Annotated in this window: 9 protein-coding genes; 6 read left to right on the top strand and 3 right to left on the bottom strand. The window is 66.2% G+C overall.

Annotated features, from left to right (window positions below; all coding sequences use genetic code 11):
• Nucleotides 1-68: 68 nt before the first annotated feature.
• The 3 genes from AC1DDH_RS10950 (at nucleotide 69) to AC1DDH_RS10960 (ending at nucleotide 4,244) form a co-directional block, all read left to right on the top strand.
• A complete protein-coding gene (locus AC1DDH_RS10950) occupies nucleotides 69-947 on the top strand; it encodes a hypothetical protein (protein ID WP_476955435.1) in 879 nt (292 codons plus the stop codon).
• A 175-nt stretch (nucleotides 948-1,122) separates the two neighbouring features.
• The gene (locus AC1DDH_RS10955; RefSeq protein ID WP_476955436.1) at nucleotides 1,123-2,622 is read left to right on the top strand and encodes a DUF4192 family protein; all 1,500 of its coding nucleotides are present in this window, start codon (nucleotides 1,123-1,125) and stop codon (nucleotides 2,620-2,622) included.
• Nucleotides 2,623-2,906: 284 nt separating this feature from the next.
• Nucleotides 2,907-4,244 carry an RNA polymerase sigma factor gene (locus AC1DDH_RS10960; RefSeq protein WP_018772396.1) on the top strand — a complete coding sequence of 446 codons (1,338 nt, stop codon included), beginning with the start codon at nucleotides 2,907-2,909 and terminating at the stop codon, nucleotides 4,242-4,244.
• Between the two features lie 257 nt (nucleotides 4,245-4,501).
• On the opposite strand, the gene AC1DDH_RS10965 is transcribed toward AC1DDH_RS10960, so the two are convergent.
• The gene (locus AC1DDH_RS10965; protein ID WP_026266251.1) at nucleotides 4,502-4,723 is read right to left on the bottom strand and encodes a DUF7455 domain-containing protein; all 222 of its coding nucleotides are present in this window, start codon (nucleotides 4,721-4,723) and stop codon (nucleotides 4,502-4,504) included.
• A gap of 250 nt (nucleotides 4,724-4,973) precedes the next feature.
• Here AC1DDH_RS10965 and AC1DDH_RS10970 point away from each other — a divergent pair, with 250 nt between their 5' ends.
• Together AC1DDH_RS10970 and AC1DDH_RS10975 are read left to right on the top strand one after the other, a co-directional pair.
• The gene (locus tag AC1DDH_RS10970; protein WP_018772397.1) at nucleotides 4,974-7,082 is read left to right on the top strand and encodes a DNA gyrase/topoisomerase IV subunit B; all 2,109 of its coding nucleotides are present in this window, start codon (nucleotides 4,974-4,976) and stop codon (nucleotides 7,080-7,082) included.
• A gap of 169 nt (nucleotides 7,083-7,251) precedes the next feature.
• A complete protein-coding gene (locus AC1DDH_RS10975) occupies nucleotides 7,252-8,778 on the top strand; it encodes a M28 family peptidase (RefSeq protein WP_476955437.1) in 1,527 nt (508 codons plus the stop codon).
• A gap of 103 nt (nucleotides 8,779-8,881) precedes the next feature.
• Here the strand turns inward: AC1DDH_RS10975 and AC1DDH_RS10980 are convergent, their stop codons facing one another.
• Both AC1DDH_RS10980 and AC1DDH_RS10985 read right to left on the bottom strand, forming a co-directional pair.
• Nucleotides 8,882-9,871: a M56 family metallopeptidase gene (locus tag AC1DDH_RS10980; protein WP_223917105.1), complete on the bottom strand. Its 990-nt coding sequence runs from the start codon at nucleotides 9,869-9,871 to the stop codon at nucleotides 8,882-8,884.
• Nucleotides 9,872-9,877: 6 nt separating this feature from the next.
• Nucleotides 9,878-10,264 carry a BlaI/MecI/CopY family transcriptional regulator gene (locus tag AC1DDH_RS10985; RefSeq protein ID WP_018772400.1) on the bottom strand — a complete coding sequence of 129 codons (387 nt, stop codon included), beginning with the start codon at nucleotides 10,262-10,264 and terminating at the stop codon, nucleotides 9,878-9,880.
• A gap of 319 nt (nucleotides 10,265-10,583) precedes the next feature.
• Here AC1DDH_RS10985 and AC1DDH_RS10990 point away from each other — a divergent pair, with 319 nt between their 5' ends.
• The gene (locus AC1DDH_RS10990; RefSeq protein ID WP_476955438.1) at nucleotides 10,584-12,179 is read left to right on the top strand and encodes a cytochrome ubiquinol oxidase subunit I; all 1,596 of its coding nucleotides are present in this window, start codon (nucleotides 10,584-10,586) and stop codon (nucleotides 12,177-12,179) included.
• The last annotated feature ends 8 nt before the right edge of the window (nucleotides 12,180-12,187 follow it).

Genomic DNA, 12,187 nt, shown 5'->3' on the forward strand with positions numbered 1-12,187 from the left:
CCCTCCGACGCCGTCCCAATACGGGAAGGACAGCCACCGCTTTGCCCAAAACAACCGAAGGAGCCACCATGAAAAAGAAGATCTTCGGCGCTGCCGTGCTGATCGTAGGCACCGGCGCCGCCCTGGCCGCGGCCGCCATCCCGGCCGCGTCGGTCACCGCGTCCCCGGAGCCCGTCCCAGGGATCATCCGCCAGGCAGAGGCCTACGCCTCAACAGATCCGATAGCCGAAAAGGGCATGCAGGAGGCTGTCCGCCGCTGCATGGCCAAGGCCGGCTTCGACTACACACCGCCCGCCTCCGAGACGACTATGGACCTCAACGGAGCCATCGGATTCAAACGGCTCACGGTCGACGCCGCCAAAGCCAGCGGCTACGCCAGCACCCGACCGCAGGGACCTCACGAGCCGGCTCCCGGGTCCGCAGACGGCAAACTCTTCGCCAATCCAGCCTTCACCAAGGCACTCACCGTGCCCGGGGACACCGCGTCAATGACCACGGTGGACGGTATGGGAACGTCCTCCGGCGGATGCCGCGGCGAAGCCATGACACAGATCTACGGCAGCGCGGAAAACTACATGCTCGCCACCGGCATCGCCTCCAACTGGTTTTTCCCGGCCGCCCTGTCCGCCTCCGGCGACTCGGGCATTACCAAAGCAGTCGCTGACTGGGCGGCCTGCATGAAGGAAACCCCTTACGCCTCGTTTTCTAACCCGGGGCAGGCCGCCGATGCCGGTAAAACTGCGGGCGGCCAGGAAGAGTTCAGAATCGCCGTGACCGACGCCGTCTGCCGGGACAAGACCGGGTTCCACGCTGCCCTGGACAAAGTCCTGGACAAATACCTGACAACCCGCATGCAGGAACTCGCCCCGCAGATCGCGAAGGTCAAAGAGATTCGCCGCGCCGCGGACGCGAACGCGGCAACGGTGGAGGCCACTGCATCGAAATAGTGCGGTTTAGTGCGGTTTGGCGAAAGGCCGGCGTCCTGTCAGCATTCGGGGGGCGGGGGGAGGACACCGCCCGTTGGCGCTGGTTCCGCCATAGTGGTTCCGACTTCGTCGCGGTTATCCACATAGCGCAACCCGGTACTGTCGCCGGGGACGCAGCCGCCGCGAAGCTGGACTTATGACAGCTCCCGATCACCTGAGAATTACCGGCCCCGAAGACATTCTGGGCTTCATCCCGCACTCCCTCGGTTACTGGCCGGAAGACAGCCTCGTGGCCATGACCTTGCAGGGCAAACGCCTCGGAGCCACCTTGCGGGTCGACCTCCCCGTGCCCGGAGGCGGCTCAGGCCGGAGGGACATGCTGGCCGGTTTTGCCCGGAATGTCGTGGCCTATCTGCAGGCGGACGACGCGGCTGACGGTTCGCTGCTGGCCTTCTTCACTGACGCTGAGGCCGGCGCCGACACGCAGACGGACAGCGCCGGCGACGGCCATGCGTGGGCGGACCTGCTCAAAGAACTCGAGCTTGCCCTTGAGGCAGCCGGATTGCCCGTGAGGGACGCCTGGATTATCGGTACTGAGTTCTGGCGCAACGCAGACTGCAGCGATCCGGAATGCTGTGGGATGCCCGGCCGTCCGGTCGAACAGATCAGGAACAGCAGGCTCAACGCCGAGATGGTCTACCGCGGCAGCAGCGTCGGCGCGGTCCCCGGCGCCCAGGGGACCACCCCGGCGCCGCTGCCGGTGGACCCCGCGGTGAGCCTTGCCGAGTGCGGCTGGGCGGAGCAATTCTCTCCTCGACGGCGGGACCGGGCCCAATTCGACCAGGTCCTCGACGTCTGGATGATGGCCATGCAGGCCGCCATTGGCCAGGAGCACCTTCCTGTCCCCACCGCGGGTGACGTGGCTAGGGGTGCCGTCCCCGACCCCGGAACCACCGGCTCCGGGACCGACGCCGGGACCGACGCCGGGACCGACGCCGGAACCACCGGCTCCGGGACGCCCGATCCCTGGACCATTGGCCGGCCGCTTCAGCTCTCACCGGAACTCGCCGGCTACCTGCGGGCCAGCCTGTGCATTCCGTCATGGCGGGATGCGGTCCTGGTGATGGCGGCCGCCGGACGGTCTGCGGCCGAACGCGGCGCCGAGGACTTCGGTATCTTCGACCCGGACCCCGGGTCCGCCGCTTTCCCCGATAACACGCCCGCCTCACGGCTCCGACCCACGCCCAGCCCCCTGCCGGGTCCAATGTCCGGCCGCACTTCCCGGTCCAAGTCCGCTCCGCGGATACCCCTGCCGGTGGCACCCGGCAGCGGCGGGTCCGCCGGCGGCGCCGTGCCTGCAGCCGGGGCTGTTCCCGGTTACGGGGAAGTCCTGCTCGGACTGGCGCCGTCGGTTCCGGACTGGACCCTGATGGTCGGGCTCGAGCGGGTCCTGGAACGGCTTGGCCGTCTTGGTGACGGGGAGGCAACGGCAGCCGCCGTGACGGCGCGGGGCTGGATCGAATGGTGCCGTGGCCGCGGCTCCTACGCCGACGCGCTCTACCGGCAGGCCTTGCAGGGCCAGCCGGGGTACAGGCTCGCGGAACTGCTGGCAGAGCTTGGCCGGCGCGGCACCCTTTGCGGCTGGGCTGCCAGGCGGGAGGCGGCCTGGCAGAAGTTTGCCCCGGACGCGGCATGAGGTCCTGACGCGGCGGGCGAAGCCGCCGCGATATCGTCGACCCGGCGTCGCGAAAGGCACCCGGCCTGAAAACCGTGAGACAATGGTTGCCGAGACCCGGTTGGGTCCGTGTATCAAGTGCCCTAAATGTTCCTTGGAAACAGGGAACATTAAGGCCGCGCCAGCAGTTCTACTAAGTGGCTCTGCTGGTCGTGGTTGCACCTGATGTTGAACACGGACTTGACAGGGTCATAGTGGTGTTGCCCGTATGGTGATTCCGCAGACCGCAGCTAGAAAGGTTTTCAGTGACCCCGTCTTCCGCGAAGAAGGAACCCGCCGACCAGGCCGAATTGTCCCCTGAGGAGAAGAAGGCGGCGACCAACGCCAAGCGCGCCGCCACGCGCGCAGCCAACAAGGCTGTCAAGGACGCCGCTTCCGCAGAGGGTGGCGACACCGTAACCGGAGTCGCCAAGCCTGAGCCCAAGAAGCGCGGGCCCAAGCCCGGCGCCAAAGCCGCGGCAGAAGCCGCCGGCAACTCTGCCAGTACGTCTGACGATGACGTCGACGCCGAAGAGGATCTCGACGACATCACGCCCGACGCCGCCGAGCTCGGCGACGAAGTAGAAGGCGAGGAAGTCGCCGGCAAGGCCGCGGCCACCACCGGCTCCGGCTTCGTCTACTCCGACGCCGACGACGACGACGCTCCGGTGCAGCAGGTTATGTCTGCCGGCGCCACCGCCGACCCCGTCAAGGACTACCTGAAGCAGATCGGCAAGGTCGCCCTGCTGAATGCCGAACAGGAAGTAGACCTGGCCCTGCGGATCGAGGCCGGTCTCTTCGCTGAAGAAAAGATCGCAGCCGACGACGGCACCATGGACCCGAAACTCAAGCGCGAGCTCGAATTCGTCATCCACGACGGCAAGCGCGCCAAGAACCACCTGCTGGAGGCCAACCTCCGCCTCGTCGTCTCGCTGGCCAAGCGCTACACCGGGCGCGGCATGCTGTTCCTGGACCTGATCCAGGAAGGCAACCTGGGCCTGATCCGTGCGGTGGAGAAATTCGACTACACCAAGGGCTTCAAGTTCTCCACCTACGCCACCTGGTGGATCCGCCAGGCGATCACCCGCGCCATGGCTGACCAGGCCCGCACCATCCGCATCCCGGTGCACATGGTGGAAGTCATCAACAAGCTGGCCCGAGTCCAGCGCCAGATGCTGCAGGACCTCGGCCGCGAACCCACCCCGGAGGAGCTGGCCCTCGAACTCGACATGACCCCGGAAAAGGTCGTGGAGGTCCAGAAGTACGGCCGCGAGCCCATCTCGCTGCACACCCCGCTTGGCGAGGACGGCGACTCCGAATTCGGCGACCTCATCGAGGACTCCGAAGCCGTGGTTCCCGCGGATGCCGTGAGTTTCACCCTGCTGCAGGAACAGCTGCACTCGGTGCTGGATACGCTCTCCGAGCGCGAAGCCGGCGTGGTAGCGATGCGCTTCGGCCTTACCGACGGCCAGCCGAAGACTTTAGACGAAATCGGCAAGGTCTACGGTGTGACACGTGAGCGCATCCGCCAGATCGAATCCAAGACCATGTCCAAGCTGCGGCACCCGTCGCGCTCACAGGTCCTGCGCGACTACCTGGACTAAGCGCCACTGGTCGCAGACCGGGTAAAGGTTCTCAGCAATGCGGGGTCTCTTCCCGCCCATCCTCACCGGAGGAACGGGCAGGAAGGGACCCCGCATTGCTTTTTGCCGCCGCAGCCGGGTGCACGGCACTTAACCGACCCGGCACCTGACGAAACAGCACTTAACGAATCAGGGCCCCTCCGGTATGGAGGGGCCCTGATGCAGTGGTCTCAGGTCGCCCGGAACCCTGCAGGGTGCCGGGCTGAAACCGGTGCGGTCTAGTCGACCGGAACCGGGGCCTTCTGGTGAAGGCGGTCAGTCTCATCATGCCAGTCTGAACTGAGCGGCTTGAGGGTCGGTTCTACGGCGCGTGCGTGGTGGCCGCAGAAAAGAAGCTCACCGCCGGAGGCACCGAGAACAACTCGGACATATGCCTGTGCTCCGCAACGATCGCACCGGTCTGCGGCGGTCAGTGTGCGGTCCGCAACTGCTGTTGTCATGTTCGGCCTCCTTAGTAGATCGGTATACCTATATAACCAGCATTCGTGGCCAAACCATGGCACGGATGGCCTACTTTCGCTGTCCGCGTATCACGTCTCAGTAACGGCGGGTGGCCGGAGAGCCCCCGCGGGGAGTGGCAGACCGTCGATCACCCGGAGTCCGACTAACCTAGGAAGTGCGTCAAATTCTGTGACTGCCGCCTGCGCACGCTGCGGTGGCTGTCCCGATCCTTTAAGGAGTTCACGACCCGTGGCACCCAGTTCTGATTACACCGCCCGGCACCTCTCCGTGCTGGAGGGCCTCGAGGCAGTCCGTAAGCGCCCGGGCATGTACATCGGCTCCACGGACTCCCGCGGCCTCATGCACTGCCTCTGGGAAATCATCGACAACTCCGTCGACGAGGCCCTCGCCGGCTTCGGCCACGACATCAAGATCATCCTCCACGCGGACAACTCAGTCGAGATCCACGACGACGGCCGCGGCATCCCCGTGGACGTCGAACCGAAAACCGGGCTGACCGGCGTCGAAGTCGTCTTCACCAAACTGCACGCCGGCGGAAAGTTCGGCGGCGGCTCCTACACCGCTTCCGGCGGCTTGCATGGCGTGGGCGCCTCGGTGGTCAACGCGCTCTCGGCCCGCCTCGACGTCGAAGTGGACCGAGGCGGCAAGACGTACAAGATGTCCTTCCGCCGGGGGGAACCGGGCCGGTTCAAGGATCCGGGCACCAAGCCGGACCCCGCGACCCTGTTCGAACCCTTCATCGACGGCTCTGTGCTCGATGTCGTGGGCAAGGCCAAGCGCGGCGTGACCGGAACCCGGATCCGCTACTGGGCGGACCGGCAGATATTCACGCCCGACGCCAAATTCTCCTACGATGACCTCGCCGCGCGTGCCCGCCAGACCTCGTTCCTGGTCCCCGGACTGAAGCTCACGGTCCGGGATGAACGCAGGATTGCCGGCACGCCCGGAGAATCGGGCCCGCATGAAGAGGTCTTCCACCACGACGGCGGCATCTCCGAATTTGTCGACTTCCTCGCCGCCGACCCCGCCGTCACGGATATCTGGCGCCTCCACGGTGCCGGGAAATTCAAGGAAACCGTCCCCGTCCTCGACGAAAAGGGCCACAGCCAGCTCGCGGAGGTCGAACGCGACTGTGAGGTCGACGTCGCGCTGCGCTGGGGGATTGGCTACGACAGCACGGTCCGGACCTTCGTCAACATCATTTCCACGCCCAAGGGCGGCACCCACCAGTCCGGCTTCGAGCAGGCCCTGCTCAAGACCTTCCGCAAGGCCGTGGAGACCAACGCCCGCAAGCTCAAGGCCGGCAACGACAAGATTGAAAAGGACGACATCTTCGCCGGCCTGACCGCGGTCCTGACCGTCCGGCTGGCCGAACCGCAGTTCGAGGGCCAGACCAAGGAAATCCTGGGCACCTCCGCCGTCCGGGCCATTGTGGCCAAGGTGGTGGAACAGGAGATCACCGCGAAGCTGACCTCCGCCAACCGCAACGACAAGGCCCAGTCCGCGCTGCTGCTGGAAAAGATCGTCAGCGAGATGAAGTCCCGCATCTCGGCGCGCGTCCACAAGGAAACCCAGCGCCGCAAGAATGCGCTGGAAACCTCCTCCATGCCCACCAAGCTCGCCGATTGCCGCACCGACGACGTCGGACGCTCCGAACTGTTCATCGTCGAAGGTGACTCCGCGCTCGGCACCGCCAAGCTGGCGCGGTCCTCCGACTTCCAGGCGCTCCTGCCGATCCGCGGCAAAATCCTCAACGTCCAGAAGGCCTCGGTGGGGGACATGCTCTCCAACGCCGAGTGCGCTGCCCTGATTCAGGTGGTGGGGGCCGGTTCCGGCCGCACGTTCGACATCAGCGCCGCCCGGTACGGCAAAGTGATTCTGATGACCGACGCCGACGTCGACGGCGCCCACATCCGGACCCTGCTCCTGACGCTCTTCTTCCGCTACATGCGTCCGATGATCGACGAGGGGCGCGTCTTCGCCGCCGTCCCGCCGCTGCACCGGGTGGAGGTCGTCAACGCCGGCCAGAAGGCCAACGAGATGATCTACACCTACTCCGAGGCTGAGCTCCATGTCCTGCTGGCGCGGCTCGCCAAAGAGGGCAAGCGCTACAAGGAGCCGATCCAGCGGTACAAGGGGCTGGGCGAAATGGATGCCGAACAGCTGGCCGAAACCACCATGGACCCGCGACACCGGACGCTCCGCAAGGTCGGGATCGAGAACGCCAAGCAGGCCGAAGAGACTTTCGACCTCCTCATGGGCTCGGACGTGGCGCCGCGCAAGGACTTCATCATTGCAGGCGCCGCCAATCTGGACCGGGAGCGCATCGACGCCTGACGTTCCGCCGGCGGGGACGGGCCCGGCGACGGAAATCTGTGCCGTCGCGGCTGCTTCGCCGGCGTCTGGTTCTCTCAACCTTTGCCCAAGGTGCTTCCGATAGCTTCATCTCACCCTTGCGGGCAAGGACGCCCGGATTGGATTCCGCAGCCGAATCCAGGAGAACCCTATGAAGCAACGCCGGAATATCCGCCGTGCGGCCATCGCCGCCTCGATCGGACTGGCGGCCAGCCTTGCGCCGCCCGCACTCGCTGACAACGGAACAAACACGGCACCCCTGCGCGCTGCCGTGTCGGCAACAAACATCATGAAACACCTCGCGGCCCTCCAGGCCGTCGCGGACGCCAACGGTGGCACGCGGGCTGCCAGCACTCCGGGATACGAAGCCTCCGCCCGGTACATCGAGCGCAAGTTGTGGGCCGCCGGCTACACCCCGGTCCGCCAAACCTTCCCCTACGAGCGCTACGACACCGTCTCGGCGTCGATGGAGCGCCTCTCGCCATCCCCGCGGACCTACGCCTATGACGCCCCGGACGGCTTCCTCGATATGAACTATTCCGGTTCCGGCAACGTCACGGCCCCGCTGAGCGCCGTCGACATCAACCTGGCCGGCGACCGGGCCTCCACCAGCGGCTGCGAGGCAGCCGACTTCGGCGGGTTCACGGCGGGCAACATCGCCCTGATCCAGCGCGGCACCTGCACCTTCCGGATCAAGGCGGACAACGCCGCCGCGGCCGGGGCGGCCGGCGTCATCATCTTCAACCAGGGCAATGCGGACCCGGCGGACGAGCGCTTTGCCCTCTTCGGCGGCACGCTGGACGCGCCTCAGGCAGGTATCCCGGTGGTCAGCACCAGCTTCGCCACCGGCGCCGAACTCGCCGGGCTGAACGGCGTCAGCATGCACCTCGCCGTGAACTCCACCGTCACCAAGCTGACCTCGTTCAACATCCTGGCCGACACCGGCGGACGCGCGGACCGCACCGTCCTGGTGGGGGCTCACCTGGATTCCGTGCCGGAAGGGCCGGGCATCAACGACAACGGCACCGGGACAGCCTCCATCCTCGAGACGGCGATCCAGCTGAAGACGTCGGGCCAGACCCCCGTGAACAGGGTCCGCTTCGCCTTCTGGGGAGGGGAGGAGCCCGGACTTGTCGGCTCCGACTTCTACACATCCCAGCTGACGGCGAGCCAGATCAAGGCGCACGCGGTCAACCTCAACTTCGACATGGTCGGCTCGCCGAACTTTGTGCGGTTCGTCTACGACGGCGACGGCTCCTCCTTCGGCACGAAGGGCCCCAATGGCTCCGGGCTCGTAGAGAAGGTCTTCCTGGACTACTTCAAGTCCCAGAACCTGCCTACTGCGCCGACCCAGTTCGACGGGCGCTCGGACTACTCCGGATTCATCAACAACGGGATTCCGGCGGGTGGCCTGTTCACCGGCGCGGAAGACCTTAAGACGGCGGCGGAAGCGGCAGTGTTCGGCGGGACACCGAACGTGGCTCATGACGCCTGCTACCACCAGGCTTGCGACACTCTCGCCAACGTCAACACCACTGTGCTGGAGCAAATGGCCGACGCGATCGCCCATTCGACACTGACCTTCGCCATGACCACATCGGCGATCAATGGAACGTCCAAGGGCAACGGGTCCGGCAACGTCGACCTCCAATTCAAGGCCAGCAAGCTGCTGAAATAGCGGCGCAGATGGCTATCCTGGCGCGAAACCGGCCGCTCCGCCGCTCCTGTGGCGGGGCGGTCCGGCGTGGGGGCCGGATGATAAGACTGGCAGGGGGCCGGACTTAGCCGAGCAGGCCGGGGACCAGCAGCAGGGCCGTCGGCACTGCCAGGAGCAGCACACAGCAGGCCAGGACAGCGGCGCGCAGCGGTTCCGACAACGGCGGCTGCGGCGAGAGCAGGCGGCTGACGCGTGACGCCGTCGTGCCCGCCGAGCCGCTGCCTCCGGTGGCGCCGGGCTGGCTGGGGTCGCCGTCGGCCACGCCGGGCTCGCCGAACGCCAGGCGCACCGCGGGGGTGGCCGGGGACCCGCTGGCCACAATGGCAATCGCCCTGATCAGGGTCGCCTTGCTCTCCGTCTTGAGCGCGACGTCGTCGGCCAGCATCTCGATCAGGGAGTTGACCGACTCCTGCGCCAGCCGGGTGGTGGGCAGCCACGGCAGCGCCTGGCGCCACGCGGCGAAGGCCCACAGCAGGAGGTGGTGGCGCTGGCTCAGGTGGGCGTTCTCGTGAATCAGCACGGCACGCAACTCATCGGGCTCCAGGGCGGCCATGAGGCCGTCGGAGAGAACCGTCACGGACCGTGCGCCGCCGGGCAGGCAGTACGCCACCGGCGAGTCCACGTTCAGGACCATCGTCCCCGGGCCGTCGGAGGACGGAGACGCCAGGAGGTCCAGCAGCTCGCGGTGGCGGCGGCGCTGGCGCTGGATCTTGTAGTAGGTCAGCAGCAGGGTAAATACCAGGTGCGCCGTCAGCAGGGCCGCGGCCGAGAGCGCAAAGATGTGCCAGAAACCCAGTTCCGTGGTGGGGGCATTGTGGAAGACCATGCCAGCCAGCGCCCGCAGGCCGGAGAGCAGGTTGTCCCCGACCGGCTCGAGCCCGTAAACCAGCATGGCGCCGATCATGGACAGGCCACCGGCCAGCGCGATCGCCTGCCACAACAGCATCGCCGTGAAGGGGGAGCGGGCCGGCCACTGGGCACGGGAGAGGAGGACAGGCACCGGCCACGCCAATGCTATCGCCAGGACCGCCAGAAAATATGAGGTCCAGAACATCGGGCGCTAGCTGCGGCCCAAAAGCTTGCGCAGGGTTTCTGCCTCGTTATCCGTGACGGAACCAATGAACCGGGCCAGGACGGCTTCGCGGTCCGGAGCGGAGCCGAGGACCTCGTGCATGAGTTCCGCGGTGTGGTCCGCACGGCTCGAGACGGCCTGGTAGCGGTGCGGGCGGGTACCGCGTTCGCGTTCCACCAGACCCTTCCGCTCAAGGCGCGAGAGTACGGTCAGCACCGTGGTGACCGCGAGGTCTTTGCCCACGTGTCCGGCGCTGCCGTCCTGGGGCTGGGTGCTTTGTGCGAGGAGGTCCCGCAGCGTGTTGGCTGTCGCAGCTTCTTGGCCTGCCCAGAGCAGGTCCATCACTGCCCGTTCCAGTTCACCGAGACTTGCCATTGCGTACATCCTTCTATGCCTGCCGCGCCGGCGTCATGCTGGGAAACTGCTGGTGCCTGCCGGGGCGGTGTGTGTGAATACTTCGTTTACAAATTTACCGCGTTTTGCGCATTCTTTCTACATGAAGTAGAACACGGCCGCCCGGCGTGTCGCCCCGCCGGCCCGCGGCGGCGGGAGAGGGTCTTTGTTCCATTGCAGGCCGTGACGTGCCGTGGGAGTCTGAGTTACGGGGAAGCGACGATGTGTTCTACACTCTGTAGAAGAATTACTTCTACGCCACGTAGAAGTTGCTCGGACCTAGCCAAAAGTAGGGACTGCCTTGGACGCCTTGGAAATCGCACGCTGGCAATTCGGAATCACCACGGTCTACCACTTCATGATGGTGCCGCTCACGATCGGCCTCGGGCTGGTGGTGGCTGTGATCCAGACGCTCTGGTACCGCACCGGCAAGCCGGAATATCTGCGCATGACCAAGTTCTGGGGCAAGCTCTTCCTGATCAACTTCATCATGGGCGTGGCCACCGGCATCGTGCAGGAGTTCCAGTTCGGCATGGCCTGGAGCGAGTACAGCCGCTTTGTCGGTGACGTCTTTGGCGCCCCGCTGGCCCTGGAAGCGCTGTTGGCGTTCTTCGTCGAGTCAACCTTCCTGGGCCTGTGGATCTTCGGCTGGAAACAGCTCAAGCCCGCCGTCCACCTGGCCTGCCTCTGGATCGCCGTCATTGGTTCCGTCTTCTCGGCCTACTTCATCATCGTGGCCAACAGCTGGATGCAACACCCCGTCGGCGTCGAAATGGTCAACGGCCGGCCCGTCATGACCGACGCGTGGGCCGTCTTCACCAACAACACGGCCCTGGTGGCCGTGCCCCACACTCTCTTCGGCGCCCTCGCCGTCGCCGGCGGGTTCCTGCTCGGCATTGCCTGGTACCACCTGTGGCGCCGCCGCCACGACGGCATCGACACCATCGGGGGCGACGGCAAGGTGATCCCCGGCGAAGCCGCCGGCATCCTCGGCCGGGACCGCAGTGACCACACCGTCTGGATCCGCTCGCTGAGGATCGGCGCCGTCGTCGCCATGATTTCCTTCGCGGGCACCGCCGTCACCGGAGATCTTCAGGGCAAGCTCATGTTCGAGCAGCAGCCCATGAAGATGGCCGCCGCCGAGGCTGCCTGCCATGATGGCACCGGCTTCTCGGTCCTCAGCGTCGGCAACCTCGGCGCCAAGAACTGCGATGACATCGTGGCCGTGATCGAGGTCCCCGGCATCCTGTCCTTCCTGGCCAAGGGCGACTTCACCACGGAGGTCAAGGGCGTCAACAGCCTGCTGGGCGAGTACCAGGCCAAGTACGGCACCACCCTGCCGGACAACCCCATCTACGGGGACCGCGCCGGACAGCAAATCCAGTACGTGCCCGTCATGGAAGTCACCTACTGGGGCTTCCGGATGATGATCGGCTTCGGCGGCGTGGCCGCCCTCGCCGCCCTCCTGGCACTGTGGGCAACCCGCAAGGGAACCGTGCCGGCCTCCCGCGGCCTCATGCGCCTGGCGGTGTTCGGGATCCTCGCACCGTTTGGTGCCAACGCGGCGGGCTGGATCTTTACCGAGATGGGCCGCCAGCCGTTCGTCGTCGCCCCCAACCCGGACCCCAGCGGCATCGACCAGGTCTTCATGTTCACCGCCGCGGCCGTCTCACCGGGAGTCTCGGCCGGAGAGATCCTGACCTCCCTCGTGGTCCTGACCTCCATCTATGCTGTGCTGCTGGTGGTGGAGGTCAAGCTCCTGGTCAAGTACATCCGCGGCGGCGTGGCCTCGGCCATGCCGGAACTTGTCCACGCCCCCGTTGACGAAAACGAGGACAACACCCCCCAGGGCGGTCCCGGCAAACCCGACGACGACGTCCTGGCGTTCGCCTACTAGGCGCCCGC

It is taken from the genome of Arthrobacter sp. 10T425 (assembly GCF_056393985.1).